General features: G+C 66.3%; 12 protein-coding genes. 8 read left to right on the plus strand and 4 right to left on the minus strand.

Annotated features, from left to right (window positions below; all coding sequences use genetic code 11):
• Positions 1 to 155 precede the first annotated feature (155 nt).
• Both typA and ACZ6YI_RS20130 read right to left on the minus strand, forming a co-directional pair.
• The gene (gene typA, locus ACZ6YI_RS20125) at positions 156 to 2,003 is read right to left on the minus strand and encodes a translational GTPase TypA (RefSeq protein WP_465780182.1); all 1,848 of its coding nucleotides are present in this window, start codon (positions 2,001 to 2,003) and stop codon (positions 156 to 158) included.
• 128 nt (positions 2,004 to 2,131) lie between these two features.
• Positions 2,132 to 4,348, minus strand: coding sequence for a pilin (locus tag ACZ6YI_RS20130; RefSeq protein WP_465780183.1), 2,217 nt, complete (start codon positions 4,346 to 4,348; stop codon positions 2,132 to 2,134).
• A gap of 214 nt (positions 4,349 to 4,562) precedes the next feature.
• Here ACZ6YI_RS20130 and ACZ6YI_RS20135 point away from each other — a divergent pair, with 214 nt between their 5' ends.
• From ACZ6YI_RS20135 to ACZ6YI_RS20155, 5 genes are all read left to right on the plus strand, one after another.
• Positions 4,563 to 6,308 carry a 3-hydroxybutyrate oligomer hydrolase family protein gene (locus ACZ6YI_RS20135; RefSeq protein WP_465780184.1) on the plus strand — a complete coding sequence of 582 codons (1,746 nt, stop codon included), beginning with the start codon at positions 4,563 to 4,565 and terminating at the stop codon, positions 6,306 to 6,308.
• Positions 6,309 to 6,431: 123 nt separating this feature from the next.
• Positions 6,432 to 6,938: a peptidylprolyl isomerase gene (locus ACZ6YI_RS20140; protein ID WP_465780185.1), complete on the plus strand. Its 507-nt coding sequence runs from the start codon at positions 6,432 to 6,434 to the stop codon at positions 6,936 to 6,938.
• A 182-nt stretch (positions 6,939 to 7,120) separates the two neighbouring features.
• Entirely contained in the window at positions 7,121 to 8,320 is a 1,200-nt protein-coding gene (locus tag ACZ6YI_RS20145; protein ID WP_465780186.1) for an aminotransferase class I/II-fold pyridoxal phosphate-dependent enzyme, read from the plus strand.
• Between the two features lie 37 nt (positions 8,321 to 8,357).
• Positions 8,358 to 9,341, plus strand: a complete 984-nt coding sequence (locus tag ACZ6YI_RS20150) for a malate dehydrogenase (RefSeq protein WP_429246058.1) — start codon at positions 8,358 to 8,360, stop codon at positions 9,339 to 9,341.
• Positions 9,342 to 9,498: 157 nt separating this feature from the next.
• Entirely contained in the window at positions 9,499 to 10,455 is a 957-nt protein-coding gene (locus tag ACZ6YI_RS20155) for a cation diffusion facilitator family transporter (RefSeq protein ID WP_465780187.1), read from the plus strand.
• A gap of 142 nt (positions 10,456 to 10,597) precedes the next feature.
• Here ACZ6YI_RS20155 and gnd read toward each other — a convergent pair whose 3' ends face one another.
• Complete coding sequence (gene gnd, locus ACZ6YI_RS20160) at positions 10,598 to 11,602, minus strand: phosphogluconate dehydrogenase (NAD(+)-dependent, decarboxylating) (RefSeq protein WP_440324419.1); 1,005 nt, start codon at positions 11,600 to 11,602, stop codon at positions 10,598 to 10,600.
• Between the two features lie 82 nt (positions 11,603 to 11,684).
• The gene (locus tag ACZ6YI_RS20165) at positions 11,685 to 12,647 is read right to left on the minus strand and encodes a glutathione S-transferase family protein (protein ID WP_465780188.1); all 963 of its coding nucleotides are present in this window, start codon (positions 12,645 to 12,647) and stop codon (positions 11,685 to 11,687) included.
• A gap of 149 nt (positions 12,648 to 12,796) precedes the next feature.
• Here ACZ6YI_RS20165 and ACZ6YI_RS20170 point away from each other — a divergent pair, with 149 nt between their 5' ends.
• The 3 genes from ACZ6YI_RS20170 (at position 12,797) to ACZ6YI_RS20180 (ending at position 17,302) form a co-directional block, all read left to right on the plus strand.
• On the plus strand, positions 12,797 to 14,728 hold the full coding sequence (locus ACZ6YI_RS20170; RefSeq protein ID WP_465780189.1) for a M1 family metallopeptidase: 1,932 nt from the start codon (positions 12,797 to 12,799) through the stop codon (positions 14,726 to 14,728).
• An 11-nt stretch (positions 14,729 to 14,739) separates the two neighbouring features.
• Complete coding sequence (locus ACZ6YI_RS20175) at positions 14,740 to 15,357, plus strand: Pr6Pr family membrane protein (RefSeq protein WP_465780190.1); 618 nt, start codon at positions 14,740 to 14,742, stop codon at positions 15,355 to 15,357.
• A gap of 112 nt (positions 15,358 to 15,469) precedes the next feature.
• Positions 15,470 to 17,302: an ABC transporter ATP-binding protein gene (locus tag ACZ6YI_RS20180; RefSeq protein ID WP_440324427.1), complete on the plus strand. Its 1,833-nt coding sequence runs from the start codon at positions 15,470 to 15,472 to the stop codon at positions 17,300 to 17,302.
• The last annotated feature ends 171 nt before the right edge of the window (positions 17,303 to 17,473 follow it).

Raw genomic sequence — 17,473 nt, forward strand, 5'->3', positions numbered from 1 at the left:
CTGCTTGACGATCTTGAGCTTGAAGCGCTTCGGGTACTTGGCCATGTCGGACATCTCAGGTGGGAGAAGATGTCCAACTTCTGGGGGTCACCTCACAAGCGCGCTCCCACAACCTTCAGGCATAAAAAAAGCCCGGCTTTCGCCGGGCTTTTTGCTTACTGACCGCGGGATGCCTTCTTGCGGTCCTGTTCCGTCAGGTGCTTCTTGCGCATGCGGATTTCCTTCGGCGTGACTTCGACCAGCTCGTCGTCGTCGATGAAGTCCAGCGCCTGCTCCAGCGTGAACTTGGTCGCCGGGGTCAGCTGGATCGCATCGTCCTTACCGGAGGCGCGCATGTTGGTCAGCGGCTTCGGCTTGATCGCGTTCACGGTCAGGTCGTTGTCCTTCGCGTGGATACCGATCAGCTGGCCTTCGTACACCGAATCACCTTCGGCGGCGAACAGCTTGCCACGCTCCTGGAGCGGGCCAAGCGAGTAGGCCGGGGTGGTGCCACCCGCGTTCGCGATCATCACGCCGTTCTGGCGCTTGGCGATCGGGGCCGGGGTATACGGACCGTAGTGCTTGAACACGTGGAACAGCAGGCCCGAACCCTGGGTGAGGGTCTTGAACTGGTTCTGGAAGCCGATGAGGCCACGCGCCGGGATTTCATACTCGAGGCGGACGCGACCGTTGCCGTCCGACACCATGTTCTTCAGGTCACCCTTGCGGATGCCCAGGCGCTCCATGACGCCACCCTGGTGGATTTCCTCGACGTCGATGACCAGCTCTTCGATCGGCTCCATCTTCTGGCCGTCGATTTCCTTGATGATGACTTCCGGACGCGACACGGCCAGCTCGTAGCCTTCGCGACGCATGTTTTCGATCAGCACCGAAAGGTGCAGTTCGCCGCGGCCCGAGACCAGGAACTTGTCGGCGTCGGAACCGTCTTCCACGCGCAGTGCCACGTTGTGCACCTTCTCGCGATCGAGGCGCTCACGCAGCTGGCGGCTGGTGAGGAACTTGCCGCCCGAGAGATCCTTGTTGCCGACGAACGGCGAGTTGTTGACCTGGAAGGTCATGCTGATCATCGGCTCGTCGACGCTCAGCGCCGGCAGCGCTTCCGGGGTTTCCAGGGCGGTGACGGTGTCCGAGATGGTCAGCTCGGGGATGCCCGAGATGGCGACGATGTCGCCGGCTTCAGCCGAATCCTGCTCGATGCGCTCGAGGCCGAGGAAGCCGAGCACCTGGACGACCTTGCCCTGGCGCTTCTTGCCTTCACGGTCGATCACGGCGACCGGCATGCCCTTCTTCAGGGTGCCGCGCTGGATGCGGCCGATGCCGATGACGCCGACGAAGTTGTTGTAGTCCAGCTGGCTGATGCGCATCTGGAAGGCGCCTTCCGGATCGACGTCCGGCTTCGGCGCGTGCTGCATGATCGCTTCGTACAGCGGGGTCATGTCGCCTTCGCGGGCGTTCTCGTCCAGCGAGGCGTAACCGTTCAGTGCCGAGGCGTAAACGATCGGGAATTCCATCTGCTCATCGGTGGCGCCGAGCTTGGCGAAGAGATCCCACACCTGCTCGACCACCCACTCCGGACGCGCACCCGGACGGTCGACCTTGTTGACGACGACGATGGGCTTGAAGCCCATGGCGAACGCCTTCTGGGTGACGAAGCGGGTCTGCGGCATCGGGCCGTCCATCGCATCGACCAGGATCAGCACGGTGTCGACCATCGACAGAACGCGCTCGACTTCGCCACCGAAGTCAGCATGCCCCGGGGTGTCGACGATGTTGATGCGGTTCTTGACGCCCTTCTTCTTGTCTTCCCAGGTGATGGCCGTGTTCTTGGCCAGGATCGTGATGCCACGCTCCTTTTCCTGGTCATTCGAATCCATGACGCGGTCGGCGAGCACGGTACGCTCGTTGAGCGTGCCCGACTGCTTCAGCAGCTGGTCGACGAGGGTGGTCTTGCCATGGTCGACGTGGGCGACGATGGCGATGTTGCGCAGGAATTCGATGGACATGCGTCGTGCACCGGCGTTTTCGCCGGGCGGCCTCTTTGGGATGGGAAGCCGCCGATTATAAAGACTTTTTCAAACTTTCGCATGACGGCGCCGGGGCCCGGTCTCGGGCCCCGGCGCGACCGGTCGGCTCAGGGCTCGATCGGCTCATCCCGGCAGGCCGCCGGCAGGTACTTCGGGTCGATCCCTTCGGCCGAGCAACGCCACTGGACCGACTTGCCCTCGACCGCCGGGGTCATGATCAGCACGCCGCCTTCGAGCTTCGCATCGGCCTTGTGGGGCGGGGTGGTATCGAAGGCGCCCACGATCTCGCCGCCCGGGCCGATCTCGATGCTGCCCAGATAGTCGTCGCCCAGCGTTTCGGGCTTGCCCAGGCCGGCCGCGGCGTTGTTCGCGGGGAACTTGCCGGTCGTGAGGCGGTGTTCGGCGACCGCGGCCTTCACGGCCGCCATGGAGGTCTCGGCGGCACCGACCTGGCTGCGGATCGTATAGACCTGGTACTGGGGGATCGCGATCGCGGCGATGATCGCCGCGGAGGCCACCGCGGCCATGCCCGTGGCGCCACCGCCCATGCCCGCGATTTCCACCGGCGACTGCTCATAGGTCACCGAGAAGCCCAGGGTCTCCTTGTCGATCTCGAGCCCGGCGCCGACCACGCCCTTGTCGGGCAGGCCGAGGGTGTGGGCGGACGGCAGCGCCGACAAGTTGGCGTCGGAGCCCGAGACGCCCTGGACGGCCTGGAGGATCGACAGGTAGGTGTAATAGGCATCGCGCTGTGCGCCATGGCTGGTCGCCGTGAAGCCCATGACGGTGCGCTGGCCCGGGAAGGCGTGGGCCTTGAACCAGTCCTCCATCGAGGCGTCCGGGCCCGCGGCGACGCGATCCGACAGGGCCTGCGGCACCTTGGCGAAGATGGCCCAGTCGCCTTCCTCGACCCACCAGGCGCGGCCGCCGGTGCGCGCGAACAGGCGCATGATGCCCTGCACCTCGGGCGGCGTATTCGGCTCGATCTGGTCGTCGATCGCGGTCGGCGCGGTCATCCAGTGCACCTCGGCGCCGTCCACCTTCGTCGTGCCGGTCTTCCAGCCGAACTGGGCGTTCTGCGCGATGCGATCGCGCCAGGCCTTCCAGTCGCGCACGCGCACGGCGGTGTAGGTGCCCGCGTCATCGGCGAAGAACACGTATTCCGGGCCGAACCAGCTGAAGTAATCCGTGGGCGCCATGTGCAGGCGCTTCTGCATCTTGTCGCCGAACTCGCCGATCTTCTTCGCCCCCTCCGGGCCGAAGTCGAGGTTGAGGTTGCCGGCCATGGCCTTCCACGCATCGGCGGTGGGGGCCGCGAAGGTGAAGGCCCAGTGCGCTTCACCCACGGTCTTGAAGGTGGGCGCGAAGGACGACGGGGCGAGGTATTGGAGCAGCCGCGCCTGTGGCGAATGGATCAGGAACTGGGCCTGGCCGCGGCCGTTGACCGTGCCGGCACCGAAGGCGATGGCATCGGCCTTGGCGGCGAAATCGGCCGGCAGCTTGCCGAGCGGCGAATCGCCGGCCTGCGCCGCGGCCACGGCGCCCACGCCACGCACCGTTATCCAGCCGAACAGGCCTTCGCCCGAGGTGTCGATGCGGGCTTCGAGGGCGCTTAGCAGGGGCGGGGCGGTGGTTGCCGAGGCCTTGCCGACGTCCGCGATGAGGCTGGCGAGCGTCGCCGGGTCGCCGGGCGCCGGGCCTTTCGGCATCGGCACGCCGACGCTGATCCAGACGCGTCGCTGGCCCGCGTCGTAGTGCACCGCGCCGGTGCCACTCGCGAGCTGGCCGTTGCCCTGGGCATCCAGCGGCGCCGCGAGGAGCGGGCTGCTCGGCGAGAGCGCGGCGAGCCGGGCGTTGAACGCCTCGACGTTCGGGAAATCCAGCACCGCGGTGACCAGGCCATGGGATGCGGGGGAAGGAATGCCGACCGGATCGATCACCGCGATCTCCAGCGGCGAACGCAGGTCACCCAGGAGCAGGTTCACGGCCGGCGCGATCTTCAGGTCGGCCAGCACCTTGTCCTTTGCGAGCGCGTCGCGCACGCCGGCCACCGCATCGAGGTTCGCCTTCGCGGAAAGCGCCGCATCGAGCGGACGGCCATTCGGCACGGCATTCACCATGCCCCATGGCGAAGGGATGCGGACGTAGGCGACGGTCTGCGCGGGCAGGTGCTGGCGCAGCCATGCGGGCGACGACAGCGCGGCCTGGGCGGCGGCGATAGCCTTCGGATCGGCAGCAGGCGCTTCGTCTTTCTTATGGCAGGCCACCAGGCCCAGCGCGGCGGAAATGGCTGCGGCAAGCAGCACGGTACGACGGGCAATCATTGCTCGGTATCCCCTGGGTTCGTCCGGCTCCTGCCGGGAAAGCCGGAGCATAGCGTGCGCAAGGCCCGCCGTGGTGCGGCCACACCGTCGTGGGAGCGCGCTTGCGCGCGATGGATGCTCGCGACTAGCCCCATCGCGCGCAAGCGCGCTCCCACATGGTCCTGTCGCAGCCTGCGGGTTATCGTGGCCCATCACGGATTCGGGTTAGTGGCCTATGGATACGTTCGGCGATGTGCGGGTGACAGCGCACCGCGATGGCGATGATCTGCTGAGCGCGGGACTTGGCTTGCGTGCGCTTGCCGGTGCGCCGGCGAAGTTCATGAATCCGGCGGCGCCGACCCCGGATGAATTGCGCCGGCGCGCGATCCAAAGCAGCTGGCGTGGCATCGCGGATCTCGGTCCGCTCGGAGGGTTCGGCACCGTCTACGGCGCGGTGCCCGATGTACCGGGCCGTGAGTTCACGACCTTCGCCTGGTTGCCCGGCGCACGGCAGCCGCATCGCGTGCTGGCGCAGGTGCCTGATGCGTTCGATCGCGCGGCGCGCTGCCTCGTCGTCACGGCTTCGTCCGGTTCGCGCGGCATCTATGGCCCGATCGCATTGGCGGGTGCGTGGGGTCTTCCGCGGGGTTTCGCGGTCGCGTACACCGACAAGGGCACGGGTGCCGGCTATTTCGATCCGGCGGATGGAACCGGCGTCGCGCTCGACGGCACTCGGGCCAGGGCAGGCGAAGTACCGCTCGAGTTCGAGCCCAAGGGCATCCCCGTCGACGCGGGTATCGCGACCAAGCACGCGCATTCCGGCGATAACCCCGAGGCGGACTGGGGCAGGCATGTCCTGCAGGCGGCGCGGTTCGGCCTGGCCATGCTTGATCGCGCATTTCCCGACGAGGCTCCGTTCACTCCGGAAAACACGCGGATCATCGCGACCGGTATCTCCAACGGCGGTGGCGCGGTGTTGCGCGCGGCGGGTGATGATGCGGAAGGCCTGCTGGATGCGGTCGTTGCCCTCGAACCGAACATCCATGTGGACGGTAATGGCCGTGCCTTCTATGACTATGCGACCGAGGCGGCGGTGTACTTGCCGGCGGCGTTGGCTGCTTCCGAGTTCGAAAACGTTCCTTTCGCCCGCGTCGGCATCGCCTCGCCCCCGGCATGGGCATTGCGTGGCGCGGCGCTGCGCGCCCACGGCAAGCTCTCCGGCAACACGCCGCAGGCCCAGGCCGCCGAAGCCCTTGCATTGCTCCGCGCCAACGGCTGGCGCGATGAGGCGCTGAAGGTCGCCGCCTCATCCGCCTCGCTCGACCTTTGGCGCGCTGTGTCCGTGGCCTACGCCTCGGCGTACCTGAGACGGGAAGCGGGCCAGATGCCGTGCGGCTTCTCATACCGGATCCAGCGGGCGGCGGCGGTGCCTTCACCCATCGACACGGTGCTCCGCGCCGCCTGGTGGGCCGATGGCTCCGGGGTGCCGCCGCATGCCGGGCTCGCCCTCGAGGGTGGTACCGATCTTTCGCTCGATCCGACACTCCCGGGCTGCATGTGCCTCCGGGAACTCTGGACCGGGCAGGGGAGTGACGCGCTGACCTTGCGGGAAGACGTAGCGGCTACCGCCGCGGCGTTGCCCCGGGAGGGCCTGCCCGTGTTTGTCGTCCATGGCGCCGAAGACGGCCTGATCCCGGTCGCGTTCAGCTCCGAACCCTATGTCGCCTGGCTCCGTGCCCACGGCCGCTCCCCGGTCTTCTGGAAGGTCCCCCACGCCCAGCACTTCGACGCTTTCCTCGCCTTCCCGGATTTCGGCGACCGCCACGCGCCGCTGCTGCCGTTCGGCTATGCGGCACTGGACCGGGCCTGGGCGCACATCACGGGCGGGCGCCCGCTGCCCGAGGACGCCCTGGTCCGCGACACCCAGGCGCGCGGGCCCGGGGCAGTCACCGCCAAGACCCTGGCCCTGCCGCCCGGATAATCCTTTCACGCCCCGCCGCTTGAGTTATTGGGCACGGGGCGCCATCTTCGGTAGCCTTTGCTCCCCCCTGGGCCGGGCGCAGAAGGCGTTCGGCCCGACTATCAACGAGTTACAGGAATTACGATGACCATCAACGTCACCATGAAGACCAACAAGGGCGACATCCACCTGCGCCTGCACGACGACAAGACCCCGATGACGGTCGCCAACTTCGTGAACCTGGCCAAGCGTGGTTACTACGACGGTCTGTCGTTCCACCGCGTCATCGCCGATTTCATGGTCCAGGGCGGCTGCCCGGAAGGTTCGGGCCGCGGCGGCCCGGGTTACCGCTTCGGTGACGAGTTCGACAGCAGCCTGAAGCACGACAAGCCGGGCATCCTGTCCATGGCCAATGCCGGCCCGGGCACCAACGGCTCGCAGTTCTTCATCACCCACGGCCCGACCCCGTGGCTGGACGGCAAGCACAGCGTCTTCGGTGAGATCCTGGGTGCGGAAGACCAGGCCGTGGTCGACGCCATCCGCCAGGATGACACCATCAACAAGGTGGAAGTCTCCGGCGACGTGGACGCCCTGCTCGAGAAGCAGGCCGCCAAGGTCAAGGAATGGAACACGGTGCTCGACGCCCGCTGAGGTGTTTCGGACCCTGTGATCCGAGGAAGCCGCCCACTGGGCGGCTTTTCCTTTTGTGGGAGCGCGCTTGCGCGCGAGGGGTCTTGCCGCGAGCACCCATCGCGCGCAAGCGCGCTCCCACAGGGGCTGCCCGGGGCGTGGTAAAGTGGCGGCCTTTGTTCCGCCCCCAAGACGAGGAAACGATGCCGCAGCTCGCCACGCGTATGGGTCGCGCCAAGCCCAGTGCGATCATGGTCATTGCCGAGAAGGCCAAGCGCCTGAAAGCCGAGGGGCGCGACATCGTCAGCTTCTCGATCGGCGTCCCCAACTTCCTCCCCGGCGAGCACGTCTACGCCGCCGCCCGCGAGGCGCTGGCGAAGGATTCCGGCCAGTACGGCAGCAACCGTGGCGCCGATGCGCTGGTCAACGCCTTCCTCAAGCACATCGAGGCCCTTGGCCTCACCGGCTACAAGCCGGAGAACGTCAGCACCGGCGTCGGTGCCAAGCAGATCCTGTACAACCTGGCCGAGGCCCTGCTGGACGAAGGCGATGAAATCGCGTTCCCGGCACCGTACTGGACCAGCTACCTCGACATCGCCGAGATCGTCGGCGCGAAGATCAACATCCTGCCGTGCCCGCCCGAGCAGCACTACAAGCTCACCCCGGCACAGCTCGAAGAGGCCCTGCAGCGCAAGCCGCGCGTGTTCCTCTTCAACAACCCCTCGAACCCCACCGGCATGGTCTACACGCGCGATGAAATCGCCGCGCTGGCCGATGTCATCGCGAAGTACCCGGAAACCTGGGTGATCACCGACGACATCTACAACACCATGGTGTTCGATGGCGTGGGCTACCACAACTTCGTGCACGTGCGCCCGGAGCTGAAGGACCGCGTGATCTTCGTCGATTCGCTGTCGAAGACCTATGGCATGCCCGGCTGGCGCGTGGGCTTCATCGCCGCGCCGGAAGTGGTCGCCAAGGCCGTCACCACGCTCAACTCGAACCACATCACGAGCCTGCCGGAAGTCGTCACGGCCGCCGCCGTCGCCGCGCTCGCAGGCCCGCAGGATGTGCCCGCGCAGAAGTGCGTGGAGTTCGCCGCCAAGCGCGATCGCGTCTACGACGCCCTGGTCTCGATCCCCGATGTCGTCTGCCCGCGTCCGCAGGGCGCGTTCTACGCGTTCCCGGATATCTCGGTGGCCTTCGGCAAGTCGCACAACGGCGTCGCCATCACCGACGACGTCAGCTTCTGCGCCGTGCTGCTCGAAGCCAAGGGCGTGGCCTGCGTGCCGGGCTCGGCGTTCGGCGAGCCGCGCGCGCTGCGTATCTCTTATTCGTGCCCGGATGAGGCGCTCGACAAGGGCATGGCCCGCATCGTCGAGTTCTTCGCCGAGCTGAAGTAATCGTCTGTCCCACGCGATATCCCTGAGGAGTCGAAAGATGAAAGCACCCGTACGCGTTGCCGTGACCGGCGCAGCCGGCCAGATCGGCTATGCCCTCCTGTTCCGTATCGCCGCCGGCGACATGCTGGGCCCGGACCAGCCGGTCATCCTGCACCTGCTCGAAATCACCCCGGCGCTGCCGGCCCTGCAGGGCGTGGTGATGGAGCTCAATGACTGCGCGTTCCCGACCCTCGCTGGCGTGGTCGCCACCGATGACGTCAACGTCGCTTTCAAGGACGTCGACTACGCGCTGCTCGTCGGCGCGCGTCCGCGTGGCCCGGGCATGGAGCGCAAGGATCTGCTCGAAGCCAACGGTGCCATCTTCGGCCCGCAGGGCAAGGCCCTGAACGACCACGCCAAGCGCGACGTGCGCGTGCTGGTCGTCGGCAACCCGGCCAACACCAATGCGCTGATCGCCCAGCAGAACGCCCCGGACCTCGATCCGAAGTGCTTCACCGCCATGGTGCGCCTGGACCACAACCGCGCGCTGTCGCAGCTGGCCGAGAAGACCGGCACGCACTCGACCGACATCAAGAAGCTCACCATCTGGGGCAACCACAGCTCCACCCAGTACCCGGACCTGCACACCACCACGGTGAAGGGCAAGCCGGCGCTGGAGCAGGTCGACCAGGCTTGGTACGAAAGCGACTTCATCCCGACCGTGCAGCAGCGCGGCGCGGCGATCATCAAGGCCCGTGGCGCCTCGTCGGCCGCTTCGGCCGCCTCGGCCGCCATCGACCACATGCGTGACTGGACCCTCGGCACCGCCGAAGGCGACTGGGTCTCCATGGCGATCCCGTCGGATGGTTCGTACGGCGTCGAGCCGGGCGTGATCTTCGGTTACCCGGTCACCGTGAAGGATGGCAAGTACGCAATCGTCCAGGGCCTGGCGATCAACGCGTTCTCGCAGGCGCGCATCGACGCGACCGAAAAGGAACTGCGCGAAGAGCGCGCCGGCGTCGAGCACCTGTTCGCGAAATAAGCGGCACGGGTAGCTGATACCCCCTGTGGGAGCGCGCTTGCGCGCGATGGGTCTTGCGGCTAGCCCCATCGCGTGCAAGCACGCTCCCACAGTGTTTTTGGGGTGCGTCGTTGCAAGTTTTTACATGGCGCACACGCCATGCTGGCCAGCATCAGCCATGGCCACCGAAAAGAAACTCATCGTCTACGTCGCGCTGGCAGCCAATGTCGGCATCGCGGTGGCCAAGTTCATCGCGGCGGCGCTGACCGGCAGTGCGGCCATGCTTTCCGAGGGCGTGCATTCGCTCGTCGATAGCGTCAACGAGATCCTCCTGCTCTACGGCCTGCGCCGCTCGCACAAGCCGCCGGACCGCCAGCACCCCCTCGGCTACGGCCGCGAACTCTACTTCTGGAGCTTCATCGTCGCGTTGCTCGTGCTGGCTCTCGGCGCGGGCTTCTCGCTGTACGAGGGCGTGAACCACATCCTGGCGCCGGAACCGCTGCGCGATCCCACGGCCAGCTACATCGTGCTCGGCATTGCCGCGTTGTTTGAAGGCAGCTCCTGGTACCTGTCGCTCAAGAGCGTGCAGCGAAGGAAAGGGCGGATGGGTTACTTCGAGGCGTTCCGCGGCTCGAAGGATCCGACCACCTTCACCGTGCTGTTCGAAGACAGCGCCGCGTTGCTCGGCCTCGCCATCGCGGGCATCGGTATATACCTATCGCACGCGTTGAACGAGCCGCGCCTGGACGGGTGGGCTTCGATCGGCATTGCCGTGGTGCTGGCGCTGGCGTCCGCGCTGCTGGCGCGTGAGAGCAAGGCGCTGCTCATCGGCGAGGCCGCGACGCCACACCTGCTCGAGAAGGTCTGCCGGATCACCTCGACCGTGCCTGGCGTGCGCAAGGTCAACGGCATGCTGACGCTGCAGCTGGGACCGGACCAGGTAATGGTGGCGCTATCCACCGAGTTTGAAGACGGCCTGACGACCGTGCAGATCGAGGAGTGCGTGCGGCGGATGGAAGCGGCGACGCGCGATGCGCAGCTGCCCATCGTGGCGCTGTTCGTGAAGCCGCAAACGCCCGAACAGTGGAAGGACCGGACGAAGCGCATGGACGCGGGCGACTGGCAGACCCTTTGAATCCACCCTGGTCGTGGGAGCGAGCTTGCGAGCGATGGGGCTGCGGAAGAGCATCGTTCGCAAGCTCACTCCCACAAGGCGCCGCGCGCAAGCCAGAGCCCAGCCAAAAAAACGCCCCGTTTCCGGGGCGTATTTGCGTGACTTACGAGTGCTCGCCTTCCTTCGGCGGCTTGCCGCGGCCTTCGACGTGGCCGCCGAAGCCCATGCGCATCGCCGAGAGCAGGCGCTCCGCGTAGGTGTGGTCCTGGCGCGAGCGGAAGCGGGCGAACAGCGCGGAGGTCAGGACCTCGGCCGGCACGGCTTCTTCGATCGCGGCGTTCACCGTCCAGCGGCCTTCGCCGGAATCGTTGACGTAACCGGAGTAGTTGTCGAGCTCGGCGCCCTTGGCCAGCGCGCTGGCGGTGAGGTCGAGCAGCCACGAGGAAACCACGCTGCCGCGACGCCAGACTTCGGCGATGTCGGCCATGTCGAGGTCGTAACGTTCGTGTTCCGGCAGGAAATCGGCGTTGCGGTTCTTCAGGATATCGAAGCCTTCCGCGAACGACTGCATCATGCCGTACTCGATGCCGTTGTGGATCATCTTGACGAAGTGGCCGGCACCGGCCGGGCCGGCATGCATGTAGCCCTGCTCGACACGCGGGTCACGGCCATCGCGGTCCTCGGTGCGCGGGATGTCACCGGCGCCCGGGGCGAGGGTCTTGAAGATCGGATCGAGGTGGTCGACCGTGGCCTTGTCGCCGCCGATCATCATGCAGTAACCGCGATCGAGGCCCCACACGCCGCCGGAGGTGCCGACATCGACGTAGTGGATACCCTTCTGGGCCAGTTCCTTACCGCGGCGCGCATCGTCCTTGTAGAACGTGTTGCCGCCGTCGATGATGATGTCGTCCTTGCCCATCAGGCCAGCCAGCTGCTGGACCGTGGCTTCGGTGATTTCGCCGGCCGGCAGCATGACCCATACGGCCTTGGGCGAGGGCAGGGCCTGGACCATGGCCTCGACCGATTCGACAGCCTGGCTGCCATCCTTCGCCAGGGCGGCGCGGGCATCGGCGCTGACGTCGTAAACGACTGTCTCATGGCCATCCCTCATCAGGCGGCGGGCGATATTGCCGCCCATGCGGCCCAGACCGATCAAACCGATTTTCATGCGTGGGGTCCTCGTGGAAACATCGTGGGGAATATGCGGCTAGCCGGGCGGGATGCAAGGTATACCAATGGATGAGACCGGCTCAGGCCGGCGCCTCGAAATCGATATCCGGGCCCACGGGAACGATCCCGGTGGGGTCCAGCCACGGGTGGCTCAGGTAATAGTGCTTTTTGATGTGCCCGAAGTCGATGGTTTCGCGTATCCCGGGCTCCTGATAAAGCGCGCGCGTATACGCCCACAGTGCCGGATAGTCGATGATCCGGCGGATATTGCATTTGAAATGCCCGTGGTACACCGGATCGAAACGGAGCAGGGTGGTGAACAGGCGCCAGTCGGCTTCCGTCAACTGGTCGCCGCAGAGGTACCGATGTTCGGCGAGATGCAGTTCCAGCCAGTCGAGCGTGGCGAACAGCGGGCCGATCGCTTCGTCGTACGCTTCCTGGGTACTGGCGAACCCGGCCTTGTAAACACCGTTGTTGAGCGTGTCATAGATCCGCTCGTTGAACGCATCGATATCGCTGCGCAGCCCTTCGGGATAGTAATCGCCACGGCGCGCGCCGACGCCGTCGAACGCACTGTTGAACATGCGGATGATATCGGCCGACTCATTACTGACGATGGTGCGGCGCTGCTTGTCCCAGAGCACGGGCACGGAAGCGCGCCCGGATACGGCCGGATCCGCCAGCTGGTAAAGCTGGTAGACGTATTCGACGCCATTGACGTCATCGGGGATCACGCCCTCGGCCGGCTCGAACGTCCAGCCGTGCTCGCCCATGAGCCAGTGGGTGACCGAGAGCCCGATCATCTCGTCGAGGCCCTTCAGTGCGCGGAAGATCGTGGTGCGGTGCGCCCAGGGGCATGCACGGGCGATGTACAGGTGGTAGCGCCCGGGCTCGGCGGCGAAGCCGCCTTCACCCGTGGGGCCGGGTGCGCCATCCGGCGTGATCCAGTGGCGGAAACGCGTGGTTTCGCGCTTGAAGCGGCCGCCGCTGCTCGCGGTGTCATAGCCCTTGTCCGTCCAGTGCCCGTCTGTCAGCAGTCCCATCGGCCCGCCTTCGCGTGGAGATCGGGCCATGATGCCGCCCGCGGTGGGAAGATTTCGTCATATCGGCCGGGGCACCCCTGACTTCCGGCACGGTTGGGGCCACGCCGGGGGCGCGGGTAGTCTCCTCCGGTCGTCCCACGAGCGTTCCCATGAACCCCACCTTCCGCTTCACCCTGGCCGGCCTGGCCCTGGCCACCACCCTGGGTGCCGCCGCCGGAACTTACGATCCGCGCGAGACCTTCGCCCCGTTCACCTACCCGCAGCCGGTGAACGCCTACCGCTCGGGCAGCGGCATGCCGGGTCCGCTGTTCTGGCAGAACCGCGCCGACTACGACCTGGCGGCCACGCTGGATCCGGTGAAGAACACGCTGGTGGGCAAGGCCACCATCCACTACACGAACAACAGCCCCGACGCCCTCGACGTGCTCTGGCTGCAGCTCGACGAAAACCGCTTCACCGAGACGGCCCGCGGCAATTTCACCGGCGACAAGACGCCGAAGCAGTTCACCGATGGCTATCGCATCGCATCGGTCACGGTGACGCAGGGCGGCAAGTCGGCGAAGGCCGAATACGTCGTCGCCGACACGCGCATGCAGGTGCGCCTCGCCCATGCGCTCGACGCGAAGGGCGGCAAGGTCGATGTCACCATCGAATACTCCTACGACCTGCCGGGCGACTTCGGCGGCCGCACGGGTTTCGATCCGTCGAAGAACGGCAACATCTACGAGATGGCCCAGTGGTACCCGCGCATGTGCGTGTACGACGACCAGCGTGGCTGGGACACGGCGCCGTACCTCAACAGCGAGTTCTACCTCGAGTACGGCGATTTCAACTACGCGATCACCGTGCCCTCGAACATGATCATCGCGGGCTCCGGTGAACTGGTGAACCCGGAAGACGTGCTCACGAAGACGCAGCAGGAGCGCCTGGCCAAGGCCCGCGAAAGCGACGCCACGGTGATGATCCGCACGGCCCAGGAAGTGACCGACCCGGCCAGCCGGCCGAAGCAGGGCGGCACGCTGACCTGGAAGTTCCGCATGCAGAACACGCGCGATGTCGCCTTCGGCGCGTCCACCGCGTACGTGTGGGATGCTGCGCGCATCAACCTGCCGGAAGGCAGGAAGGCGCTGGCCATGTCGGTCTACCCCGTGGAAAGCGCCACGGCAAAGCTTTGGGGGCGTTCCACCGAGTTCCTGAAGGCGTCGGTCGAGCACTTCTCGACCAAGTGGTATCCGTATCCGTACCCCGTGGCGATCAATGAAGGTGGCAGCGCGGCCAGCGGCATGGAATACCCGGGCATCGTGTTCGACCCGATGGAGGCGCCGGCCAAGCCGCTGCACATGGTGACGGCGCACGAGATCGGCCACACCTGGTTCCCGATGATCGTGGGCAGCGACGAGCGCCGCAACGCGTGGATGGACGAGGGTTTCAACACCTTCATCGACGTGTACGAGATGGACGCGTTCAACCACGGTGAGTTCGGCCCGAAGCGCGACGGTGAGTACGCGCCGAAGGGCGGTAACCCGGTGGATGGCATCCTGCCGCTGCTGGCCGACCAGGACGCACCGAGCCTGTTGATGGGCGCGGACATGGTGAAGGAGAAGTACCGCCACCCGGCCACGTACTACAAGGCTGCGCTGGGCCTGGTGCTGCTGCGTGAGGAAATCATCGGGCCGGAGCGTTTCGATCCCGCGTTCCGCAAGTACATCGCCACCTGGGCCTACAAGCATCCGACGCCCTCCGACTTCTTCCGCCTGATGGAGAGCGAGGCCGGCGAGGACCTGGGCTGGTTCTGGCGCGGCTGGTATGCCAACAACTGGCAGCTCGACCTCGCGGTGACGAAGGTGAACGGCCAGGTCGTTACCCTCGAGAACCGCGACCAGCTGGTGATGCCGGCCACGCTGCGCGTCACGCTGGATGACAAGACCACGAAGGATATCCGCATCCCGGTCGAGACCTGGCAGCAGCACAAGACCTTCGACCTGACCGTCCCGGGCAGCCACAAGGTCGTCGCGGCCGTCATCGATCCCGACCACAAGGTGCCCGATCGCGACCGTTCCAATAACGGCTGGCCTCGCTGATACTGCGCGGCATGTCCACGCGTGCCGCCTATGCCAACCTGTTCGCCGTGATCGTCGCGGCCGTCGCCTGGCCGGCGCTGATGCTGCAGTACTGGCTGATGCTCTGGTCCGGGCCGGCCCTGGAAGTGACGGTCCGCTTCCTCAGCTTTTTCACGATCCTGTCCAACCTGCTTGTCGCCCTGGTCGCCGGTTCGGCGGCCACGGGCGGTAACTGGGCGTTCCTCCGCGTCTGGCGCGGCCCGCGCATCCGCGGCCTGGCGGCGCTGTCGATCACCGTGACGTGCCTTGTTTACGCCACGGTGCTGCAAAGCCAGTTCCACCCGCAGGGCCCGGCGTTGCTGGCCGACCGGTCGCTGCATTACGCGGTGCCCGTGCTTTACCTGGCCTGGTGGCTCGCGCTGTTGCCGCATGGCGCGCTCGCGTGGAGCGATGCATTGCGCTGGATGGCGTTCCCCGGCCTGTTCGCCGCGTGGACCTTCGCGCGCGGCGCGGTCGTCCATGAATACCCGTATCCCTTCATGGATGTGAACCAGCTGGGATACGGCCAGGTGCTGCTCAATACCGGCATCGTCGGCGCGTTGTTCCTGATCCTCGGCCTGATTTTCGTCGCAATCGACCGAAAACTGTAGAAGCGCCTGTGGTGCTCCTGTGGGAGCGCGCTTGCGCGCGATAGGCCTTGCCGCGAGCCCCCCATCGCGCGCAAGCGCGCTCCCACAAGGGAGTGGGCGTACAATGCCCCGCATGATCTTCCGCTGGTTCGAATCCCTGATCGATATCTTCCGCGACGCGCCGGATAGTGCGCCGCCGAAGACCGTTACGCGCTTCTACATCTATTACCTGCGCCAGGTGTGGAAGCTGTTCGTGGTGGCGTTGCTGGTCGGCCTGGTCGTCGCGCTGATCGAGGTCGCGCTGTTCGATTTCCTCGGCCGCGTGGTCGACATGGCGCAGAAGACGCCTGCGGCGGTGTTCTTCCAGACCCACTGGCGGACCCTGCTCTGGATGGGGTTCGTCGTGGTCATCCTGCGCCCGTTGTTCCTCGGGCTGCACGACCTGCTGGTGAACCAGGCCATCAACCCCGGCATGACCGCGATGATGCGCTGGCAGCACCACCGTTACGTGCTGAAGCAGAGCCTGTCGTTCTTCCAGAACGATTTCGCCGGCCGCGTGGCGAACCGGATCATGACGACCGCGCCATCGCTGCGCGAATCCGCCATGCAGGTGGCGGACGCCATGTGGTACGTCACCGTGTACGCGGGTACCTCGGTGTACCTGTTCGCGAAGGCGGACCTGTTGCTCGCACTTCCGCTCGTGCTGTGGATCGCCGCGTACATCGGCATGCTCGTCTACTTCGTGCCGCGCGTGAAGGACCGCTCGTGGCATGCCTCCGAGGCGCGCTCGAAGCTGATGGGCCGCATCGTCGACGGCTACAGCAACATCATGACGCTGAAGCTTTTCGCCCATACCAACCGCGAAGAGCTCTATGCGAAGGAAGCGCTGAACGAGCAGACCGACAAGCTGCGCGCGCAGAACCGCATGGTCACGGCGATGGATTTCTCGATCACCTCGATCAACGGCCTGCTGATCGCCGGCACCAGCGCGCTGGCGCTGCTGCTGTGGTCGCGGGGCAGCGTCTCCACGGGCCAGGTGGCGCTGGCCGTGGGCCTGGTGATCCGCATCAACAACATGTCCGGCTGGATCATGTGGGTGGTGAACGGCATCTTCGACAACGTCGGTACCGTGCAGGATGGCATCACCACGATTTCGCAGGAGCGCACCGTCGTGGACCGGCCCGATGCCGTGCCGTTGCGGGTGACGAAGGGTGAAGTCCGCTTCGACGACATCCATTTCCACTACGGCAAAGCCGGCGGCATCATCAGCGGGCTCGACCTCATCGTGCGCCCGGGCGAGAAGATCGGCCTGGTCGGCCCCTCCGGTGCTGGCAAGTCGACGCTGGTGAACGTCCTGCTGCGCCTGTACGACCTGGAAGAAGGCCACATCCTGATCGATGGCCAGGATATCTCGCGGGTGACCCAGGAATCGCTGCGCTCGCATATCGGCGTGGTCACCCAGGACACGTCGCTGCTGCACCGTTCGATCCGCGACAACCTCCTTTACGGCCGTCCCGACGCGACGGACGCCGAGATGGCCGAGGCCGTGCGCAAGGCGCGCGCGGATGAGTTCATCCCGGCGCTATCCGACGGGGAAGGGCGCACGGGTTACGACGCGCATGCGGGTGAGCGCGGCGTGAAGCTCTCCGGCGGCCAGCGCCAGCGCATCGCCATCGCGCGCGTGCTGCTCAAGGACGCCCCCATCCTGATCATGGATGAAGCGACCTCGGCGCTCGATTCCGAGGCCGAAGCCGCCATCCAGGAGAGCCTCGAGACGCTGATGCAGGGCAAGACGGTCATCGCCATCGCCCACCGCCTCTCGACCATCGCCCGGATGGATCGGCTGGTGGTGATGGAGAAGGGCGCGATCGTGGAAACCGGCACGCACGCCGAGCTGATCGCCCATGGCGGCCTGTACGCGCGCCTCTGGGCCCACCAGACCGGCGGCTTCGTCGGCGTCGACTGACCACCCCGTTGTGGGAGCGCGCTTGCGCGCGATGGGTGCTTGCGGCAGGCCCCATCGCGCGCAAGCGCGCTCCCACAACGGGGTTGAGCGGATTTGAAGGCTGGCGTGTAAACAAAGCGCTTGTCCGGCGGGCCGTTCCGGCGACAATGGACTGCCAGTCCCCCATGAGGT

It is taken from the genome of Luteibacter sp. NPDC104163 (assembly GCF_055584245.1).